Consider the following 18846-nt stretch of genomic DNA (forward strand, 5'->3'; position numbering starts at 1 on the left):
TGACGCTGAAATAAACGCGTACGACGAAGGGACCCTGATGGCTCGACAGACAATCACGGTACTGACCGATGACCTCGATGGTGGGACGGCCGATGAGAGCGTGAGTTTCGCCCTCGACGGCGTCCAGTACGAGATCGACCTGTCCGCCAAGAACGCCGAGAAGCTACGGAAGGCCCTGGCCCCGTACGTCGACAACGCCACCCGGGTCGGCCGCGGCGGGGTAGTACCCGGGCGTCGCGGTCGCACCGTGCGCGGCTCCGGGCCCGCGGTTGGTGGTGGCCGGGAGCAGAACAAGGCCATCCGCGACTGGGCCAAGCAGACCGGTAAGGACGTCAGCGACCGCGGCCGCATCCCCGCGTCCGTGGTGGCCGAATTCCAGGCAGCACACTAAACCACTGTCGTCGGACTTCCGGGTAGGCCCTGGGCCCGCTGGCAACCTTCGGGCACCTCCGGGGTGACAGCCATGCCGCTGTCACTTGCCAGTGCCGTAGTACCGCCTGCTGTCGGTGACGTCGAACCGGTCCAGTGGCGTACTCCTGCTTGCAGGCGTTTCCCGAAACCAAGGCGTGTCGGATTCGTGCCAGCCCTTGAGCTGATTGGCCGGCTCATGCCCCGGACCGACGAGCGTCGTTTCTCGGTTGGTCGAGACTCCGGCGTCCCGCACTCGCCCATCGGCGCGCGGGCAGGTACTGCCCGCGTCGAGCGACCGGTCACGGCTGCGGCGAGGGCTCGGCCGGACCGCTGGTGGTGTTGTAGGTGTTTTTGGCGGCGACGACGGCCGTTTGGATGTGTTCGGGGTTGACGCCGCTGACGTTTAGTGGGGGGTGCAGGCGCCGGACGAGTTCTGCTTCGATGGTGGCTGGTTCTGCGTCCTCGGCCCAGGTCAGCTGGAGGTGTGCGTGCATCCACGCGGTCAGCCGTGCCTCGTCCTCGGGGAGCAGGACCACCCGGTCGGTCCAGGTCGTCCGGTAGCCCTCGGATGCCAGGAGCCCGGCCAGGGTACGGCGCAGGGTCGACTGGCCTGAGCGGCGCAGGTGGTTGCGTAGGATCCGGCCGCGGAGGCTGGTTGCCCGGCCGAGGTACAGCAGCCGCAGGCTCGGATCGTTCGGGTGTGGCGGTCCTGGCAGGTCAGGAAAGACCGAAGGAGCGGCCCACCAGGCGTAGACGCCGCTACCCCGGCTCAGTCCCTTCACGGCGACGTCGAGTCCGACCGGCACCCCGAACAACAGCCGTAGAACCTGCTCAATCCGGGCCTGCCCGTCGGGGACGTCGTCGGGTCGCATTGCGCTATTGGTCATCAAGGCCATGCTAAACGTCCGGGCCGGCCACGCCGGCGGGACCGCACGACACCGCAGCGCACTACCGGGGCTGGCCGTCTGGTGTCGCGGCGTGGTGGTGCCTTGTTGCGGTGTGAGCGAACGTGCGGCGGGCTCGGCACTACCATGGAGGCGTGACCGGCGGTGGGAGTCGGCCGGCCCGGGTCGAGGACGTGCACGAGCTGGCGTTGGCCATGCCACACGTCACCATCGACGGCGTCGACGGCGGTAACCCGGTCTACCGGGTGGGCGGGAAGTCGTTCGTGTTCTTCCGCAACCCGCGACCGGACGCGACCAACCCTGAAACCGGTGAGCGGTATACGGACGTGATCGTCTTCTGGGTTCCGTCCGAGGCGGACAAGCAGGCCCTGGTCCGGGATGAGGCGTCGCCGTTCTTCACCACCGCACACTTCAACGGCCACCCCTCGGTTCTCCTGCGAGCCGCCCGAATCGGTGAGCTGACCCACTCGGAGTTGGCGGAGGTGGTTCAGGACGCGTGGCTGTCCCGCGCGTCAACGCGCCGAGGCACAGCATGGCTCAGCGCGCACCCCCCAACGTAATCAGCGTCCTGGCGGCAGGCGCACCTGTTCGCCGGCGGCCAGGGGACGGCCGAACCTGTGGGCGGGCGCCGCCGGCGTCGCCGTATTCGCCTTGGTGTTGTTCTCGGTGGTCCTTGTCGGTGCCTGTTGTGAGGTTGACGGCCGCCGCCGGGGGGAGAGGGCTTTGTGGGGTTGAGGATCAGGCGGATGAAGGCGTGTCTCAACGGCGGCCGGCGGGTCGAGGAGCATCCGGCGGTGCCGGTCACCGCTGAACAGTTGGCTTCGGCGGCGGTTGATGCGGTGGCCGCTGGCGGTGAGGCGCTGCATCTGCATCCGCGGGATCGTCTTGGCGTCGAGACGCTGGACGCCGGTGATGTGGGTGCAGCCGTCACCGCGGTACGCCGGGGGTGTCCGGGTGTGTCGGTGGGGGTGAGTACGGGTCTGTGGATCAGCGAGGGTGATGTGCGGCGGCGGTTGGCGGCGGTGGCCCGGTGGGTCGATCTGCCGGTGGCGGCACGGCCGGACTTCGCCTCGGTCAACGTCGGCGAGGCCGGCTTCGCCGACCTGGTTCAGACCCTGCACCAGGTGGGGGTGGGGGTGGAGGCTGGGGTGTGGTCGACCGCCGACGCCCAAGAGCTGGCGGCCTTCGGTGCGGCTGGCTGGACACGGATCCTGGTGGAGATCATCGACAGCCCAGCCGAGACGGCCGCCGCCACGGCCGACGTGATACTGGCCCGCCTCGATGAGCTGGGCGTGGCCGGCCCGCGCCTGCTGCACGGGGAGGAGGCCGCCTGCTGGCAGTTGGTCGCCCACGCCGGCCGGCTGGGCCTGCCTACCCGCATCGGCCTGGAAGACACGACCATCGGCCCTGACGGCCAACCGGCCACCGACAACGCCCACCTGATCCGGCAGGCCCTGAACCTATGGACCGCAGCCGCCACCTCCCGATAGCGCACCACTACGGCTACGACCGCCACCACCAAGACCCACCACCCGACCACCGCGAGACACTTCACCCGACGAACTGAGCCACAACGCCCGCTCTTGCCGACGAGAGTGCGTCCCTCGTGCCGATGCCCGAATGCCTATCGAGTTCGTCCACGGAAGAGTTTCTCTAAGCCGACCAAAAGGCACGCAAATAAACGCGTGGACAACAATTGAGATTGTTGAGATGATTGGGCTTGTTCACAGTCAGAACGAGCTGATCTAGGTGCATCAATGACGAGAGCGAATCACGATCGCCGAAAAAGCGATGCCGACAGGAAAGCGCGGAACACTCGGCGCAGGGTCTCGAAAGCAGATTACCTTGGCCGTCGGGTTCCCCCAACGGTTGATGCATATGAAAAGACCACGCGAAAGGGCAGCAAGAAGCTTGCACAGGCCCTGATTGCACGCCACACCCTTCGCATGGACTCGATTCGCAAGACGGAACCCAGTCGCCTGGTGCCAATTATGTCCGCGTTGGCCCCAATTACAATCCTGGATCTAGCCTTAGTTCGCTCTGGCGCCTCACCAAGGCGACCTCCAGCGGCGTACATTGGCGGGTGGGTAGATCACTTGGCCTGGGGTGTCGATAGTGTAGTGACTGCCGCTCGGCTGCTGTTGTCGGGGCAGATTGTCGGTGCGGCGGCGGTCGCGCGCAACCAACTTGAACGATGGACTTTTCATCGCGCGACGGCCGCGAAACTGGAGCAAAGAGCGGGCGAATCGACAGCGGATTTCGTTGCGCGCACCTGGAGCGTCGCCGACAACTTCCATGTCGATTGGTTCTCCGGGTGCGCTTCATCCGATCTTCCGGGAGATGAAGAACCATTCTATGGTGAGCCTCCCATTGACCACAAGCACATCACTATTTCCGACGGCTCAATAATATGCCCCGCAGTACTATACGAACTACTTAGTGAAGTAATGCATGGGCGCGCGCTGCTCGATGCCGTTGCCTGGGACAGTGGCGGACTATTGGAGTCAGACCAATGGCCACCCGACATGTATGTCGCTGTCGGGCTTGTGGTCGATACAATCACCCTATGTCTTCGCGAACTACGGGTGGCAGCCGCAGCTCTTGCGAAGCAGGATGGCAGCGAAATGGGGGTCGAGATCTTGAAGCGAAGTCTCGATACCTTCTCGGAGGCGGAAGACCACGTCCTCGAAATAGCGGAAGATTCCGCGGCGACGCCGACGGGAATGCGCTTTTGCGCCCCACCTCTTGCGACCTTGGTCCCGCTGCTCCCCAACGAAGGACTGAGCCTTCCAGTGGTGCGGTCTGTTTCTAGTTTGGGTCGGATATATAATGCTGTTCTTGCTGGCCAGCGGCCGGCCGGCCGTCTTTTCCGAGACGACGAGTTGGCTATGTATGCCTTTGCCTGGCATCGCGCGCGCAGTATGCGCGCAGCAAGAGTCGCTCTCGCCTGGGAGAAGCAAAAGGTCGGAGACAGTTTCAACTTAGATAGTCTTACAAACCGAGCCACCACGTGGGTCTTGCTGACTGAGGCAGCTTCTTTGGTTGGCCGCTGGCATCACCGGCCACCACCTGCCGCGGCTGCGACGCTTATCGGTACGGCGCTTCGATCCGCCTACTGGCTTTGGTTGGAGGACGATGACAGGGCCATGAGCGTCTTGCGATGCGTGCTGGAACAATTGGCCCGACTCCGCGCGTGGCGGTTGAAGCCTGCAAGGGCGGCGATGTTGGAAAGTCGCCCGGAGACAACGCCGCGAGATTGGCTTGAGGCTGCAGGATGGAAGCGACTCACTGCTCTGAACAGAGCGTTGGGGGAGCTCGCTCATACTAAGGCAACGTCACGCTGGAGCGGCGCCCGAGAATTACTGGCAAAGTTCCAACAAGACATCAATGAAGAAGATGCTATCTATACGGCCAGAGGGGCCGCCCTTGACTTTGTGGCGGAGCTCTTAGCTCGGGAGTTAGCAGCCGAAGTGAGTGAGATTTCGCCAACCATTTCAGAAGGACTGCTTCGCCTATTTCTGGAGATCGGATTGTGTTCGGAACAGCATTCCTACTCGCTCGAGTCTCGGTTCAACCACATATGGAGCCATCGGACTACCAGCCTTGGTGACAGCGACTTCATTCTGCTTCCCGACCTTTGGCCGCAACAAACACTATAGTGACGGTCCGGATGCTTGCGCTAGCCGCGCCTCTGTCCGTGCCGAATTCAAGGCTGGCGCGGCATCTTCTTCTGCCGCGAGGCGGCGCGCCGCGGCAGTGTAAATTGCGTGGATCAGGTCGATATCTGGTTGTGCCGAGGAGAGTGCGTCCGCCGGTGCCAACGAGAAGTATTCAATCGTCCCGCTCCGGGCACTCGGAGCCATCAGCGGTCAATGTCGCTGCGGTCCTCACGACCCTACGATGAATACTACGCCATTCGCCGAAACGACCACCCCTAGACCCGCATCAGCCGCCAGATGGGTCCTAGCCAACGCTTGCGATAGGCCACTCTTACTAATCCGATCCACCTCCAGGCGCGGGATGTCGGCAGGAATTTTCGCAAATAGCCGACATATGCCAATGGCCACGTCACGAATAGTCTCGGCAGGAGCCCGGGAACTCAGGCCCTGCTCCACGCAGGTCGCGACCAACTGGTCTGCATCGGGCTCAAATTGGGCAGAGTTCCAGGCTCCCACTTGTATCCACACCATTGTGGCCACAAGGTTGCTAGAGGTGTCGTCCCTATGGAGGCCATTAAGCAGTGGAAGGTCGTGCTGATGGGGCGCCACGATTGCCATGACCTCACTGTATGGGGCTACGAATGTCGCTATTTTGAATAGCTCCTCGTCCGATTCCCGCAGCGAATTTTCGAAATTCTCGAAATCTGACGGCGAGTACGTCCATCCTTGAAGGGACTCCAGCTTGGCGCGGATTGCTTTCTCCACACTACTTTCGACCTGGAACGATTCAATCTCAATCGCTGTCTGCCAGGTATCTTCCGGCGTGGCAGAAAGGAAAGTAAACTGCGTTTCGCCTTGCGTGAAAAAGTCATAGACGGCACAGATCATATATCTCTGCCGTTGCTCAATATCAACCGCCTGGAGGCCGGGAACAAGTTTCGGCAGATCTGCGACGGCACCGCCCAGTGTCTCGATCCAATTCAAAACGTCGGTAGCATTTGCTGTGACGCTCGGGTCGTGCTTCGCTTCGTTCGCGACATCTCTCAAGGAATCCAAAGCGTCCACGGCACGAGCGGTCCATCCAAGCTTGCGCAGTTCCTCAACGATGCCCTTCAGGTGCATGGAGGACCACTGCGGCTGGGCCTTCTTGAGACTCGACTCCCATAAGGCGGCCATATCCCGCGCCGCAGCACCTACATCGTACGGAGAATATCCGCTGCGCATGCGGTCATGGAGGTTGTGACCAATCTCGCCAGTGCGGGCTGTCAATCGATTCTGCAATTTCATGCACTACACTCCCAGCTTCTGCTCATTCTGGGAGTCTATAGGCGGACGCTGCGCCACAGGCCATTTCTTCGAGGAGGCCGGAGTACACCACGAACTCTCATGCCGCGACGCGCGCGTTCGGGCAGGCGCCCAGACGTCCGACTCTGCCGAGATCCGGATGTCCGTCAAGACCGTCAACCGGTGAGCTGAAACCGCATGTGAACCCGGCACGCCTCGCTCACTGCGGGCGCTGAGCCGGGCAGGGCGTGCCACACTGGCGCCATGGCCAGACCTCAGACGGTCGACGAGTACATCGACGGCTTCACCGGACCGGGCCGCGAGCTGCTTGAGCAGGTGCGGGCACTGGCCCACGAGGCGGTTCCGGAGGCGAGCGAGGCGATCAAGTGGGGTTATCCGGCGTGGGTGCACCTCTCCGGAACGATCCTCTTTATGGTCAGTGGTCACGCTAGACACGCAAGCGTCGCGTTCACGCCCAGCACTCGCGAGGGGTTCGATGCCCAGCTCGCCGGCTTCGCCACCGGTAAGGGCACGGTCAAACTCCCATACGGCCAACCTGTGCCGGGCGATTTGTTGCGCCGGATGATCGCGTTTCGCGTACGTGAGCACGAGGACGATGGCGTGCTGTGGATGTGACCGTGTCGTGTATTGGTGAGATCGCTTCCACCTGTCGAAACCAGCGTGCCAGGAGCCGTACGACGCACAGATTCGCCGCCGGCCGCACATCAAACCCAAGGTCAGGGAGGCGCACGCATCTGCCGCCGAACGTGCGCGCTGCCACTGGGGCCGTCGTGCATCGAATATTCGTCCAGGCGGGGGTCGGACGCTGGCCAGATCACCCACGGGTGGGCCGCAATGCTGCGGGAGCCCCGGTTACCGTTGCCCATCATGACGACCTACTCCGGTCCGGCGAGGCTGACCCTCGCCGGCGGCACCCAGGTGTCCGGCACGGCTTCGCTCAGCACCAATCAGCGCGGAGGTATCGAGGGCTGGGGTGGCACGTTCCGTCCGGACCAGACCAGCGCGGACATCCGCAACGCTAGCGAGGGGCTTTCCCTGGAACTGCCGTACGACCAGATCGGGTCGGTGTCCGTCACCGGCGTCCGGAAGCTGCTCGCGACGCAGATCCTAGTGACACTCACCGGTAGCGGCCCCGCACCGTTCTGATTCGCATTCAGGCTACGCTCCACCAAGATCAGCTGCGCTCATCTGCCGCTGGTCGCGCGTCCTAGATGCGAGTGGTCGCGTTGACGGTTACAAAGCTGCCCAGATGAAGCGGATGTCTGGGGCTTTTTCCTCGTTGCCGGAGCCGTCGGTCGTTTCAGCCACGGTGAAGCCGTGGCGTAGGTAGAACCTTTGCGCTGCGGTGTTGGTCACGAACGTCCAGAGTTGGAGGCCGGCCGGCCGGCGGGATTTCGCGAGCTGGATGAGACGCGAACCCAGCCCCATGCCGGTGAAGGCCGGCTCGATGTAGAGCTGGTCCACCCACTCCCCGTCCAGGACCAGCACCCCCAGCGGCCGGCCGTCGGCGTCCTCCGCCAACCACACCTCCCGCTCGGGAATGACGACGGTGCGGATCCAATCTCGCACTTCGGCATCGGAGTGCACCGCGGGCGGGATGGCGTCGACCGCGGCTCGCCGGGACCGGAGGAGAACCTCCGCGACCGCCGGGGCGTCCTCAAGACTGGCGCGTCGAGGCGTCGCTGAATCCACACGTCCTGCATGCGAGAGACCCATGGACCGATCATCCCGATCCGGAAAGCCCGAGGCAAAGGATAAATCAACTGCCGCGACGCGCGTTCCGATGACGGGGTGTCGGGCTAGAGCAGGGTGTCCAGTAGCGCGTCTGGTCCGGCGGTTTGGATGCCGTGGTCGAGTTCTTCTCGGATCTCTTCGATGGTGTCGTCGTGGCCGAGGACTTCGGGTAGGTCGTTGCTGAGTTCGAATTGTTCGAGCAGGTCGTAGGCTTCGCCCAAGGTTGTTGCGCCCGTCTGTTGGGCCCAGCGCAGGGTGTTGCGGGCGGCGTTGGAGGGCGCGAAGTCCTCATCTCACACGTTGTCCACCAGACAAATTTTAGCCAGTCTCGGTGACCGTGGTGGTCTCGGTGCCCGGGCCGGCTGCCGTCTGTCGCGGCCCGGTGGGGGTGTGTGGGGTGGTGTTGCTGACGTGTCCGGCGATCAGGCGCCACCGGTTGTCTTGGGTGCGGGTCCAGGTGCGGGTGTAGCGGACCCGGGCGTGGAAGGGTTCGCCGTCGAGGGTGCCTTCCAGCGTGCCGAGGAACCAGGTGATGCCAGTGTCGCCGACCACCAAGACGGTGAGGTCTTCTTCGTCCACCCGGGTCATCGACTGTTGGCCGGACTGGTGGAGGTGAAGGTCGTCTTCCTTGGAGTACGGGGCGCCGTCGGGGCCGGTGAAGACGAGCCGGTCATCGATCAACCGATCCAACACGGCCACGTCCGAGGTGAGCTGGGCGTGTTGGAGTTGCCGTTCGGCATCGCGTAGCGCTGCGACTGCGGCACCATCGCCACCGCCGGCGGCAAGGGCGTCTTCGCTGGAGGGCCGGCTCATCGACACCACCTCACCATCAAACACCTTCAGAGGGCGTGGTGTCGTGTCGCTCCCACACTTGGCGGTCGACTCGAACCCGTCCAGCCCCTACCCTGCGCCCGGCCCACCCGCGGATCGAGTCGTCGCGCATCCCCACAGCCGAAGCACCGGCAACCCACCCCCCCGGGACCCATCGCCGCTTACATGGCCGGTCCAGCCCCAGCAGTCGGCAGCACGAAACCCCTCACCGAGCCAGCTACACGCCGATGAACGCGCCGCGATGGGGCGGTACTCGAATGGGTGACGAAAACAACATCCGACACTCACAGTAACAATGCTTCACGTAGTTGGTGGGTCACCTTGGGTGTGTTCCGTCGGGGGAGCAGCACAGGAGCAACCAAAGCCCCACAGTGGAGAGACAACACGGGCCGTGGACTGCGTTTCCGCAGGTCACGGCCTTGATCGTTGCGCGCCCGAAGGGACTCGAACCCCTAACCTTCTGATCCGTAGTCAGATGCTCTATCCATTGAGCTACGGGCGCAGGTGCCGGACAAGCATACATGCCGTCCCGGACCGCGGAGACTCCGGGATTCGAACCCGGGAGGGGCGGTTAACCCCAACCGCATTAGCAGTGCGGCGCCATAGACCAGACTAGGCGAAGTCTCCCCCGATGGCCGTTGCGGACCACCGCTCCGGAGCCTACAGGTCAGCTCCGTCGCCGGGCAAAGCGCGTCACCCCCCCGCGGCTCACCCTTCGAGCCCTCCGTCCCCCGGAGGTGCGGTCCGCAGGCCCGACCGGTGCGGTGCCCCGGACCGGCCGGGAACCTCGCTGCCGTCCGGTCCGCCAACTCCATGGCCGAAAGGCCGGAGCCAGGCCCCGCGCGGCCCGCCGTATTGGTCACTACGAGTGATTGAGTGAGCGCGTTCAGCGGCAGTAGATCGGCGTGTCGCGTCGGTCGTCGGTACAGGTTGATATCTGCCCGCAGACACGGTCGAATGTGGATGCTGAACTGCGGCGGTACGTACTCGGACGGGAGGGTGTTGCGCCCCGGGACCCCGACACGCAACTTCCATCGCACAGCCTGTGCGATGCGACACGGAGCGATGCGGCACCCTGACGGAGCGTGCAATGTAGGTGACTGCGTGGAGAACAGGGGTACACCAGCCGCCATCGGTATCTCGGCACTTCGCGCGAGCGAGCGGACCGTCACGGTAAGGGGATGCTCATGGGCAACTTGTCGCGGCTACTGAAGGAGAGCTGGGCCCTCGTCGAAGACCAGCAGGACAAGGTCGCCGGCTACTTCTACGCCCGGCTGTTCCTGACCGACCCCCGCCTGCGGGACCTGTTCCCCGTCCACATGGACGTACAGCGCGCGCGCCTGCTCGGCGCCATCGTGCACGCCGTGCAGACCCTGGAGGACCCGGAGCAGTTCGACAGCTACCTGCGGGCACTGGGCCGCGACCACCGCAAGTTCGAGGTGGTCGGCGCGCACTACGACGTCGTCGGCGCCGCCCTGGTGGAGGCGCTGCGGACGTTCGCCGGGGAGCAGTGGGGCTGGGAGTACGAGCAGGCGTGGAAGGACGCGTACGCCGTCATCGCCCGCAAGATGCAGGCCGGCGCGGCGGAGGACGACAACCCGCCCTTCTGGCACGCCGAGGTCGTCGCGCACCAGCGGTACGGCCGGGACATGGCGGTGTTCACCTGCCGCACGTCCACCCCGCTGGACTACCGGCCCGGGCAGTACGTCAGCCTGGAGAGCCAGTACCACCCGCGCGTGTGGCGCGCCTACTCCGTGGCGAACGCGCCGCGCCGGGACAACCTGCTGGAGTTCCACGTCCGGGCACTCGGCGCCGGGTGGGTGTCGGGCGCGCTGGTGCGGCGGCTCCGGGCCGGGGACCCGCTGCGGCTGGCGGCGCCGATGGGCGACATGGTGTTGGACCGGCGGTCGGCGCGCGACATCGTCTGCGTGGCCGGCGGTACCGGGCTGGCGCCGATCAAGGCCCTCATCGACGAGCTGACCACCTACAACCGCACCCGCTGGGTGCACGTCTTCCTCGGCGCGCGCGACCGCGACGACCTGTACCACCTGGACGAGCTGACCCAGCTCGCCGCGCGTTACCCGTGGCTGTCGGTGGTCCCTTCGTGCAGCGAGGACGAGACGTTCACCGGCGAGCGGGGACACGTCAACGAGGTGATGTCCCGCTACGGGCCGTGGGCCGAGCACGACTTCTTCGTGTCGGGGCCGGCGCCGATGGTCCGGGGCACGATGCGGACGCTCAGCGAGCTGCGGGTGCCCTCGACGCGGATCCGGTACGACGCGTTCACCGAGTGGTGAGCCGCTGGCGGGGGATCGGCGGGCCGGCGAAGCGCCAGTCCAGCCGGTAGCGCGCCTGCAGCGGCGGGTTGTCGGCGCTCCACCGCACCCGGGTGCGGTCCCCGAGCGCCTCCGTCGACAGCCGCAGCGCCGTCGGGCCGGCCACGGGTGAGGTGCCGGTACCCCGGACGTCGGGCGCGCCGGGCAGGTCCAGGTCGATCGCCAGCCGGCCGGTCGGCAGCCGGACGGTGCGGCGCAGCCAGGGGCCGGCCTGCGCGGCGGTCGCGGTGACCGTGTAGTCGAGGGTGGCGCGGGTGCCGGGCAGGATCGGGTACGTGCCGTCGTCGTCCTCGAAGACCAGCCACGCCTCGGCCGCGGCGACGTCCGCGGCGCTGGGCTGCCAGCGGACGGGTCGCCGCCGGCCGTCGGTGGTCGAGGTGACGCGGGCGCGCAGCGACTCCGCGGTGGGCGCGGCGTCGGCGGTGGCGAGGCCGACCCGGACCGCGAACCGGGTGACCGGGTCCGCGCCCGCGTTGTAGAGGGCGCGGCGCACGGTGCAGCGGTACCGTCGGCCGTCGAAGTGCAGGCTCGTCAGCTCCCGTTCGATCACCAGGCCGGCGGTCGGGGGCAGCCACGGCGGGCCGGCCGGCGTCGGTCCGGGGGTGGCCCGGCGCAGGCGCGCGTACGCCTCGAAGTGGCGCCAGATGGCGCCCGCGCTCAGCAGTACCGCCTCGGCCCGGCGGGCGAAGTCGGCGGTGGGCCGGTGCCGGCAGCTCTCGATGTGGCTGACGTACGAGGGGTCGAACCGCATCCGCGCCGCGAGCTGCTTCTTGCTCAGGCCGCGCGTGCGCCGCCAGCGGCCCAGCTCTCCCGCGAACGCGGCGGCCGCCGCGTCCGCCCGCCCGGCGGCGCCGTCGGTGGGCGCGGCGGCGGGTGCGCCGCCCGGCGGGCGGGTGGACATGCGGTCGGGCCTCTCGGTGTCGTCGCGGAACCGCTTCAGTCTGACGCCTGAGTACGTCGAGCGGGGGTATGTGCGCCTTACCGACAGTTCTCTTGACAACCGCCCGGCGGCCGGTGGAATGTGATCAAGTTAGTTAGGCTAGCCTTAGCGTGGTGGCGGTCCCGCCGCGACCCGCGCCCGTCCGGTAGGCACCCGTCCGGCACGCACCTGTCCGGTGCGCAGGCGTCCGGTACGCCTCTGTCCGGCGCACCTGCGTCCGGTACGCCCGGCGGCGCGGCGAGTCGGGGGCACCGCGCGCGCAGCCGGGGGTCCGGCCCCGGTCCGACGGCGGCGGATGTCGAGGTACGCGAACTCAGGAACTCCGGTGCGGTCGGGCCGGACGCGGGTCCACCGGCCCGCACACCACCCTGTCGCTGGCGGCTGCCCGCCCCGCTCCACCCGTTTCGATCCGCGCCCCCGCGGCGCGCGCAGGAGGTGGTCGACGTGCACACAGTAGCGTCGCGCCACGCGGTGCCGCCGGCCCGCGCCGGCCTGCCCGACCCGCTCGCCGCCGTCCGCGAGGTCCTCGCCGCGGCAGCCCGCACCCGTGCGCCGCTGGGGCTCGCCCCGCACCTCACGGTCGACGAGGGTCACCCCGGCTGGGTACCGGCGACGGCGCTGGCCGACGGCACCCGCATCGCCGACCTCGTGGAGACCAGCCGCCGCCGCTTCGACGCCGCCCCCGCGGCGGCTGTGGCCCTGGCGTGGAAGTCCTACGGGTACTGGCTGGCGCTGCCCGCCGTCCTCGGCTGGGCGTACGCGCGCCAGGTGCCGCTGATGCGCCCCGCCGACGTGCTCGTCGGACTCGACACCGGCGAACTGGTCCCGCAGGTCGGGCTGCGCCGCGGTACGGCCGTGGCGGTCCTGCCCAGCGACCCGCTGGCCGTGACGGCGCCGGACGCGGTCACCGTCGTCGCCGACGAGGCCGCGCTCCTGGCCGCCCTGCGCGACACGCTGCGCACCGCGCACGTCGACCCGGTGATCGGGCAGCTCCGCCGGCAGGTGCGGATCAGCGGCCGCACCCTGCTCGGCTCACTGGCCTCCGGCGTCGCGTACGGCGTGCTCGGCGCCGCCGAGGTCCTGCCGGGGACCATCCGCGACACCCTCGACGCGCTGCTCGGCGCGCTCGGCGTCGCCGACCTCGTGGCGGTGGCGCAGGCGCCCGACGGCTCCTGGGCGGTCCAGCGGCGGACCTGCTGCCTGGCCTTCACGCTCCCCGCGCCCAAGGTCTGCTCCGGCTGCTGCCTGCGCCCCGACCTCGGCTGACCGCGTCCGCTGCGGGTACGCCAACCGGTGCGCGTCGGTCACGTCCGACCACTCCGAGAGCGGGACCAGGTGCGCCCGCGCGGCCGTGACGGCCTCCCAGGCGCAGTGGTGGGTGGTGGTCGAGGTCTCGCCCGTCGCGGCCACGCGCACCTCGACGACGTGGCGGTCGCCGCGCCGGCGCACGAAGATGTCGCGCCGCGCGGCCGCGTCGAAGTGGCCGTTCCACCAGTGGACGAGAAGATCCATCCGGCGAGTCTATCGAACACGTGTTCGATCGGAAGGGGGTCGGGGAAATCAGCCCCAGGGGCGCGCGAGGGGTACGTCGTGGGCGCCGCACGCCGCCACGATGTCGATCGCGGCGCCGAGCCCGACCGCCAGGCCGGCCAGTCCGCCCGCCTGCGCGACGCGCAGCTTGCGCCCCGCCGCCCGCAGGTCCTCGTGCCGGGAGTCGAGAAGCTCATTCACGATCTCGGTGGTCTCGGCGGAGGTCGGCGGGCGCCGCGCCGCCGCTCCCGCCGCGAGCGCCTTGCAGGCGGTGACGCCCGGGTCCTCGCGGACGAAGTAGTACCACCCGACGCCGGCAGCCGCGGAGCCGAGGCCGCACAGCAGCAAGGCGCCGACGGCGATCGCGGCGACGACGAGGGCCTGGGGCCTGTTCATGGATCCTCCGGTCACGCGGCGGGCGCCGCGGCGGTGAACCCGCTCCGCGCCCTGCGATCTCAGTCTGGGGTGGTCCGACCGGGGGCGGAACCGGCGGAGGGTGTGGGATTCGAACCCAGCTAAAACCCCTGGTCAGAGGGGTGATAGCTGGCCTGACCTGCTAGCCAACGCTAACTAGCGCCAGCCATGACTACCTGAATCTACCTCGATCCCCCTAGCCAGCCCCTACGCCGCCGCCGGCGTGGGGGCTGCTTCGCGCTGTTTGGGCAGCATCGCTGACACCGCCGACACGATGCTGTCGTGGACCTCTGGCATCAGGTGCCCGTAAAGGTCGGACGTCACCCGGATCGACGAGTGCCCGAGTCGCCGCTGCACGGCCGTCAGGGGAGTGCCGGCCGAGATCAGGACCGCGGCGTGCGTGTGCCGTAGGTCATGCAGGCGCAGCCCGTCCAGCCCTGCGCGCTCGCGGACCCGCAACCAGATCCGCTGCCGGAAGTTCCGGGTCATCGGCGTGCCGTCATCCATCGCGAACAGCGCGTCCCCGCGGTCCTTGGCCGCGACCATCCCGGCCAACTCGTCCGCGACCTCCGTCGGGAACACCACGGTTCGCCGGGAGCTGGACGTCTTCGGCTCCGTGAACAGGTACGCCCCACCGTCGACCTCGTGGCGGGTTCGCAACACGGTCAGGCTGCCGGCCAGGACATCCACGTCACCGACCCGCAGGCCGGTCGCCTCGCCGTACCGCAGGCCCGTCGCCAGCATGAGCAGCACGAACGGCCGCCACCGCTGGTACTCGCCCGAGCAGGCGGCCAGCAGGCGGCCGATCTCCGGGGCGGTGAGGAACCGCATCTCCTTGTGGACCCGCGGGGGCATCGCCGAGCCGGCCGACGGGTTGAGACGCAGGTACCGCTGGCCGACGGCGGCCTGGAGGAGCTTGTGCAGGATCGCGTGGACGTTGCGGACGGACTTGGGGGAGAGGGGCCGCCGTAGCCACTTCCCCTCGCGTTGGGGGTCAGGCACGCCGGCGCCGATGTCGTGGACGAACTGCTGCACCGTCAGGTCACCGATCTCGGCCAGGGGGAGTGCGCCGAGCAGGGGGCGGATGTGGATGCGGACCCGCGACTCCTCCGACCGGCGCGCTGACGGCTTCAGCGTGGACTCGTACGACGGCCAGTAGGAGTCGATCCAGTTGTTTAGCAGGATCTTCCCGCCGCGGGGGTCGATGAAGTCGCCGCGGAGCTGGTCGGCGCGCAGGGCGGTCATGCGCTTCTTGGCGGAGGTCTTGGTGGGGTAGCCGGCCTCCAGCGTGACCTTCTTGCCGGCGACGACATCCCGGATCCGGTAGGTCGGGCCGTTCCTCTCAACCCACACCAGACGGCCCCAGCAGCTCGATCATCCGCCGCGTCTCCTCCAGGGACGCGGCCCGTTCGCGCGCGCGCCGGTCGAGGATCAGGCTGACGATGCGCTCCTTGATGCAGTCCGTCAAGCGAGGGTCCGTCATGACCAAGTTGATCTCCTCGTCGTCGCTGCTACCAGCGGCGATGCCGGCGGCAGCACGGAGGGCATTCACCGGATCGTCGCCAAGTGCTTTCGCAATCGTGACGACGTTGGCGACGGTCATGCCTCGGTCGCCCGAGATCCACTTGAAGATCGACCCTCGGTGGATTCCTGACTCTCTGGCGAGCTTGGCGACGCTCCACCCGGGGCGCTTCGTCATGCGCTGTAGGTAGTCAGCCCAGGTCTCGCTGCCGCCGCCTGTGTCGCCCATAGGCGCACGGTACCCGGCCACTGACCAGCGTGTATACGGCGCCATGCGTCGCGTACTGGCGTCGTTCAGCATGGGGCCGACGGGTCGCCATATGTCTGCGCCTCGATAGCGCGTTGCTGTGGTGGACACCGCTCCGACCTCCCTCTCTGTCGTCAAGTAGCGACGTTCCAGCGCACCGTACTAGCGATCATCGGTACGCCGAAAGGGTGAGGGCGTAACTAAATGGCGACGAAACCTTGCGTCGCGTTGTGGCGACGCTTAGTGTGGCTCTCATGAAAGCGACGCCACAACGCATCGCAGCGTCTCCGGGACGCGACGCGCGAACCACCCGCCTCCGGGTCGATGTCTACGACGCACTCGCCGCAGCCAAGGTCCAGAGGAAGAAGGTCGTCGACCTCGCCGCCATCCACGGCATCAGTCGACAGCACCTCTTCGACATCCGCTCTGGCAGGTGCGGCGCAAGCCTCGGTCTGGCTCTCCGCATGGCGAGCGACCTCGACACCACCGTCGAGGTCCTCTTCGAGCGGGCCGCCTGATGGACAAGCCGCTGGACATCGACGGGCTCGCCGACTTCCTCGGCGTCTCCCCGGCCTGGGTCCGCGCCCGAGTCGCCGCCCGCGAGATCCCGCACACCCGGCTGCCCGGCGGGAAGCTCGTCCGCTTCACCGCACAGGACATCGCCGCCATCCTCGCCGCCGGCTCGGAGCCCGCCCTGAACGGGCCGCTCGCCGCTGGCGCACCTCGACTCGTCAGGAGTACCGCCGCATGAGCACCGACCTGACCACCTTCAACTTCCCCGCCACCGGCGCCGAGCTCCGCAGCGTCCTGATCGAGGGTGAGCCGCACTTCGTCGCCGTGGACGTGTGCGCGGCCCTCGGCATCGGCAACGCCCGCCAGGCGGTCACCTACCTGGACGACGACGAGGTGCTGCGGGTACCCGTCACCACTAATGACGGGTCCGGCCGCGAGCTGGACACCAACGTCGTCAACGAGCCGGGCCTGTACTCGCTGATCCTGCGCAGCCGCAAGCCGGAGGCCAAGGCGTTCAAGCGGTGGATCACCCACGAGGTGCTGCCCGCCATTCGCAAGACCGGCCGCTACGAGGCCCCGGCCGCCACGGTCGCCTTGCCCGGCCCGGACCTGGACGCGCAGGCCCGGATCATCGCCACCCTCTCCGGTGTCATCGCCCCGGACTACCTGGAGGCCAAGGCCCGCATCGTCCTGGCCCGCGCCCTCGGCGAGGCCCCCGAGATCGACCCCGCGCGCCGGCCGCTGACCGTCTCGGACTACTTCGCCGAGCGCGGCATGACCGAGGACGCCGCCCGCCCCTACGCCTCCCGCTTCGGCAAGGCGATCAAGGGCCTGTACGTGGCCAAGCACGACCGGGAGCCGGACATGGCCGACCGGTTCATCAACGGCTCGACCCGCCGGGTGAAGGCGTACACGGAGGCCGACCGCGGCCTGTTCGACGCCGCCTGGCAGCAGATGTTCCCCGCCGCGATCGGCGCCTGAGTCGCCCTCCCGCTCACCGCGCGGAGATCGCGGAGGGCGTGAGGAGCCCGGGCCGTCCCGCCCACCACGCCGTCACCCAACACGTCGGGCGGGCAGGCGGGACGGCCCACACCCCACCACCAGCCAACGGAAGGACCACGCCATGAACAGCGGAAACCGCACCTGCCGAACGCCCGACAACCCGTACGGAATCCCGAACGGCCCCGTCGCGCCGAAGGACAACAGCCCGACCACCGACCCGGTCGAGATGCCCGAGATCACCATCCGCCGGGTCCCGTGCGACGACGGCACCAAGGACTTCGACCTGAAGGTGACCGGCACCGGCCTGACCAGCGAGGACGAGATGGTCGTCCTGCTGCTGATGGTCGTGGAGAGCTGCACCGGCGTCTCGACGGACCAGTACCTGGCTGAGGTCGACCTCGTCCGCCGGATCGTGCAGGCCGCCCGATGAGCCACCTCAGCATCGCCCTGGGTCTGGCCCTGGGCCTGCTGCGGATCGTCGGTATCCGATGACCCGCCGTCGCCGCAAGGTCACCTCCCGCGGGGTCCTGCTCACCCTCGCCGCGCTCGTCCTGCTGGCCGCCTGCGCGGTCGTGGTGCCGCGATGACCACCCACCGCCGCGGCGACCGCAACCCCGACGACTGGCTCGACTGGCTGCTCGGCCTGCTCATCGTCGCCGCGCTGTTCACCTTCGCCGGCTGGTGCCTCACCGCCCTGGCCTGGCACCAGCACTGACCACATGGACGAGCCCCCACCGATGCAACCGGCGAGGGCTCTGGGATCAATCCGAAGGAGATCGATCATGCGACACCTTACCCGCCGAGAGCGAGCCTGGCTCGTCCAGCGCCTCTGCCCCAACCGGGAGCCGTTCCCGCCGCCGCTGCCCGAGCAGGTTGAGGGGCAGCCCGCCGGTGGCCGCCGGGTCCCCGCCCAGTGGATGGGGTCCGGCCGATGATCGCCGACCTGCCGTGGTGGGCCGCCGTCACCGTCTCCATCACCCTCGGCCTAGCCGTGTCCGCGGTCGCCACCTGGATCGTCGTGCAGGTCACCGCCGCCATCACGAACTGGTGGCTGGGCGCCCGCGCCGACGCGGTCGAGTTGATCGAGTCCGCACGACGGGCCGGTGCCGGCGATGAGTGACTTCGACCAGCACGTGCTCCAGGCGCTCGCGGTCGCCGCGCTCACCCCCTGCGGGGCGGCCGACGCCGACCAGGACCAGATCGACGCGCAGTGGTGGGCGATCGTCGCCCGCGTCTGGGGCGTGACCCGGTGATCGGCCTGATCGAGCACCTGCTCGACGCCATGGAGCCCGACGACCACCCGGGTGGCGACGAGACCTGGGCCGACCAGCTCGCCGCGATGCGCGCCGACACCGTCCCCCTGCCCCTGGACGGCCGCCCCGCCACCAGCCGCCCCCGCGCGGTCGGCCGGGTTGAGGCCGCCCGGGTCCGCGCCCACCGCTGGCTGCACGCCGGCTTCCCCGTCCACATCCCGCACCACCGCCTGGAGGACTGACCC

The 18846-nt window shown here is 68.0% G+C and carries 25 protein-coding genes and 2 tRNA genes; 16 read left to right on the plus strand and 11 right to left on the minus strand.

Annotation, left to right across the window (positions count from 1 at the left end; genetic code table 11):
- Nucleotides 1-37 precede the first annotated feature (37 nt).
- On the plus strand, nucleotides 38-391 hold the full coding sequence (locus IEY75_RS12675) for a histone-like nucleoid-structuring protein Lsr2 (protein WP_189114515.1): 354 nt from the start codon (nucleotides 38-40) through the stop codon (nucleotides 389-391).
- Nucleotides 392-710: 319 nt separating this feature from the next.
- Here IEY75_RS12675 and IEY75_RS12680 read toward each other — a convergent pair whose 3' ends face one another.
- Entirely contained in the window at nucleotides 711-1298 is a 588-nt protein-coding gene (locus IEY75_RS12680) for a GIY-YIG nuclease family protein (RefSeq protein ID WP_229789638.1), read from the minus strand.
- A gap of 152 nt (nucleotides 1299-1450) precedes the next feature.
- Here IEY75_RS12680 and IEY75_RS12685 point away from each other — a divergent pair, with 152 nt between their 5' ends.
- The 3 genes from IEY75_RS12685 to IEY75_RS12695 all read left to right on the plus strand — a co-directional run bounded on the left by IEY75_RS12685 (nucleotide 1451) and on the right by IEY75_RS12695 (nucleotide 4975).
- Nucleotides 1451-1876 carry an MmcQ/YjbR family DNA-binding protein gene (locus IEY75_RS12685; RefSeq protein WP_229789639.1) on the plus strand — a complete coding sequence of 142 codons (426 nt, stop codon included), beginning with the start codon at nucleotides 1451-1453 and terminating at the stop codon, nucleotides 1874-1876.
- Between the two features lie 186 nt (nucleotides 1877-2062).
- Nucleotides 2063-2806 carry a 3-keto-5-aminohexanoate cleavage protein gene (locus IEY75_RS12690; RefSeq protein ID WP_189114517.1) on the plus strand — a complete coding sequence of 248 codons (744 nt, stop codon included), beginning with the start codon at nucleotides 2063-2065 and terminating at the stop codon, nucleotides 2804-2806.
- Nucleotides 2807-3436: 630 nt separating this feature from the next.
- Complete coding sequence (locus IEY75_RS12695) at nucleotides 3437-4975, plus strand: hypothetical protein (RefSeq protein WP_189114518.1); 1539 nt, start codon at nucleotides 3437-3439, stop codon at nucleotides 4973-4975.
- A 228-nt stretch (nucleotides 4976-5203) separates the two neighbouring features.
- On the opposite strand, the gene IEY75_RS12700 is transcribed toward IEY75_RS12695, so the two are convergent.
- Nucleotides 5204-6262 (minus strand): hypothetical protein, encoded by a 1059-nt coding sequence (locus IEY75_RS12700; RefSeq protein ID WP_189114519.1) that lies wholly within the window; start codon nucleotides 6260-6262, stop codon nucleotides 5204-5206.
- A 261-nt stretch (nucleotides 6263-6523) separates the two neighbouring features.
- On the opposite strand from IEY75_RS12700, the gene IEY75_RS12705 reads away from it, so the two are divergent.
- Together IEY75_RS12705 and IEY75_RS12710 are read left to right on the plus strand one after the other, a co-directional pair.
- Nucleotides 6524-6895: an iron chaperone gene (locus IEY75_RS12705; protein ID WP_189114520.1), complete on the plus strand. Its 372-nt coding sequence runs from the start codon at nucleotides 6524-6526 to the stop codon at nucleotides 6893-6895.
- Nucleotides 6896-7147: 252 nt separating this feature from the next.
- A complete protein-coding gene (locus tag IEY75_RS12710; protein ID WP_189114521.1) occupies nucleotides 7148-7426 on the plus strand; it encodes a hypothetical protein in 279 nt (92 codons plus the stop codon).
- A gap of 87 nt (nucleotides 7427-7513) precedes the next feature.
- Here the strand turns inward: IEY75_RS12710 and IEY75_RS12715 are convergent, their stop codons facing one another.
- The 5 genes from IEY75_RS12715 to IEY75_RS12735 form a co-directional block, all read right to left on the minus strand.
- Nucleotides 7514-7867 carry a GNAT family N-acetyltransferase gene (locus IEY75_RS12715; protein WP_229789640.1) on the minus strand — a complete coding sequence of 118 codons (354 nt, stop codon included), beginning with the start codon at nucleotides 7865-7867 and terminating at the stop codon, nucleotides 7514-7516.
- Between the two features lie 212 nt (nucleotides 7868-8079).
- Nucleotides 8080-8235: a hypothetical protein gene (locus IEY75_RS12720; RefSeq protein ID WP_189114523.1), complete on the minus strand. Its 156-nt coding sequence runs from the start codon at nucleotides 8233-8235 to the stop codon at nucleotides 8080-8082.
- A 97-nt stretch (nucleotides 8236-8332) separates the two neighbouring features.
- On the minus strand, nucleotides 8333-8827 hold the full coding sequence (locus IEY75_RS12725; protein WP_189114524.1) for a nuclear transport factor 2 family protein: 495 nt from the start codon (nucleotides 8825-8827) through the stop codon (nucleotides 8333-8335).
- A gap of 447 nt (nucleotides 8828-9274) precedes the next feature.
- A tRNA-Arg gene (locus IEY75_RS12730) sits at nucleotides 9275-9347 on the minus strand.
- Nucleotides 9348-9382: 35 nt separating this feature from the next.
- Nucleotides 9383-9472: transfer RNA gene (locus IEY75_RS12735), tRNA-Ser, on the minus strand.
- A gap of 560 nt (nucleotides 9473-10032) precedes the next feature.
- On the opposite strand from IEY75_RS12735, the gene IEY75_RS12740 reads away from it, so the two are divergent.
- Nucleotides 10033-11142 carry a globin domain-containing protein gene (locus tag IEY75_RS12740; protein WP_189114525.1) on the plus strand — a complete coding sequence of 370 codons (1110 nt, stop codon included), beginning with the start codon at nucleotides 10033-10035 and terminating at the stop codon, nucleotides 11140-11142.
- Here the strand turns inward: IEY75_RS12740 and IEY75_RS12745 are convergent.
- Nucleotides 11129-12082 (minus strand): helix-turn-helix domain-containing protein, encoded by a 954-nt coding sequence (locus tag IEY75_RS12745; RefSeq protein ID WP_189114526.1) that lies wholly within the window; start codon nucleotides 12080-12082, stop codon nucleotides 11129-11131. The two genes, IEY75_RS12740 and IEY75_RS12745, sit on opposite strands and share 14 nt — an antisense overlap.
- 483 nt (nucleotides 12083-12565) lie before the next feature.
- Between IEY75_RS12745 and IEY75_RS12750 the strand changes: the two genes are divergently transcribed.
- Nucleotides 12566-13387 carry a (2Fe-2S)-binding protein gene (locus IEY75_RS12750; protein WP_229789641.1) on the plus strand — a complete coding sequence of 274 codons (822 nt, stop codon included), beginning with the start codon at nucleotides 12566-12568 and terminating at the stop codon, nucleotides 13385-13387.
- A gap of 294 nt (nucleotides 13388-13681) precedes the next feature.
- Here the strand turns inward: IEY75_RS12750 and IEY75_RS12755 are convergent, their stop codons facing one another.
- From IEY75_RS12755 to IEY75_RS12765, 3 genes are all read right to left on the minus strand, one after another.
- Complete coding sequence (locus IEY75_RS12755) at nucleotides 13682-14047, minus strand: hypothetical protein (protein ID WP_189114527.1); 366 nt, start codon at nucleotides 14045-14047, stop codon at nucleotides 13682-13684.
- A 225-nt stretch (nucleotides 14048-14272) separates the two neighbouring features.
- On the minus strand, nucleotides 14273-15418 hold the full coding sequence (locus IEY75_RS12760) for a tyrosine-type recombinase/integrase (RefSeq protein WP_189114528.1): 1146 nt from the start codon (nucleotides 15416-15418) through the stop codon (nucleotides 14273-14275).
- Nucleotides 15408-15815, minus strand: a complete 408-nt coding sequence (locus IEY75_RS12765; RefSeq protein ID WP_189114529.1) for a helix-turn-helix domain-containing protein — start codon at nucleotides 15813-15815, stop codon at nucleotides 15408-15410. The genes IEY75_RS12760 and IEY75_RS12765 overlap by 11 nt, the downstream gene beginning before the upstream one ends.
- 272 nt (nucleotides 15816-16087) lie before the next feature.
- Between IEY75_RS12765 and IEY75_RS12770 the strand changes: the two genes are divergently transcribed.
- The 8 genes from IEY75_RS12770 (at nucleotide 16088) to IEY75_RS12800 (ending at nucleotide 18843) form a co-directional block, all read left to right on the plus strand.
- Entirely contained in the window at nucleotides 16088-16351 is a 264-nt protein-coding gene (locus IEY75_RS12770; protein ID WP_189114530.1) for a hypothetical protein, read from the plus strand.
- Nucleotides 16351-16584 carry a helix-turn-helix domain-containing protein gene (locus IEY75_RS12775; RefSeq protein WP_189114531.1) on the plus strand — a complete coding sequence of 78 codons (234 nt, stop codon included), beginning with the start codon at nucleotides 16351-16353 and terminating at the stop codon, nucleotides 16582-16584. Before IEY75_RS12770 ends, IEY75_RS12775 begins: the two co-directional genes overlap by 1 nt.
- Nucleotides 16581-17327, plus strand: a complete 747-nt coding sequence (locus IEY75_RS12780) for a BRO-N domain-containing protein (protein ID WP_189114532.1) — start codon at nucleotides 16581-16583, stop codon at nucleotides 17325-17327. Before IEY75_RS12775 ends, IEY75_RS12780 begins: the two co-directional genes overlap by 4 nt.
- A gap of 142 nt (nucleotides 17328-17469) precedes the next feature.
- Entirely contained in the window at nucleotides 17470-17778 is a 309-nt protein-coding gene (locus tag IEY75_RS12785) for a hypothetical protein (RefSeq protein WP_189114533.1), read from the plus strand.
- A gap of 153 nt (nucleotides 17779-17931) precedes the next feature.
- On the plus strand, nucleotides 17932-18063 hold the full coding sequence (locus tag IEY75_RS21280; protein ID WP_268244350.1) for a hypothetical protein: 132 nt from the start codon (nucleotides 17932-17934) through the stop codon (nucleotides 18061-18063).
- A gap of 216 nt (nucleotides 18064-18279) precedes the next feature.
- Nucleotides 18280-18468, plus strand: a complete 189-nt coding sequence (locus tag IEY75_RS12790; protein WP_189114534.1) for a hypothetical protein — start codon at nucleotides 18280-18282, stop codon at nucleotides 18466-18468.
- Nucleotides 18461-18601, plus strand: a complete 141-nt coding sequence (locus IEY75_RS12795; protein ID WP_189114535.1) for a hypothetical protein — start codon at nucleotides 18461-18463, stop codon at nucleotides 18599-18601. The genes IEY75_RS12790 and IEY75_RS12795 overlap by 8 nt, the downstream gene beginning before the upstream one ends.
- Nucleotides 18598-18843: a hypothetical protein gene (locus IEY75_RS12800; RefSeq protein ID WP_189114536.1), complete on the plus strand. Its 246-nt coding sequence runs from the start codon at nucleotides 18598-18600 to the stop codon at nucleotides 18841-18843. Before IEY75_RS12795 ends, IEY75_RS12800 begins: the two co-directional genes overlap by 4 nt.
- Nucleotides 18844-18846 lie beyond the last annotated feature (3 nt).

Origin of the sequence: Pilimelia terevasa (assembly GCF_014647915.1) — a bacterium.
GTDB lineage: Bacteria > Actinomycetota > Actinomycetes > Mycobacteriales > Micromonosporaceae > Pilimelia > Pilimelia terevasa.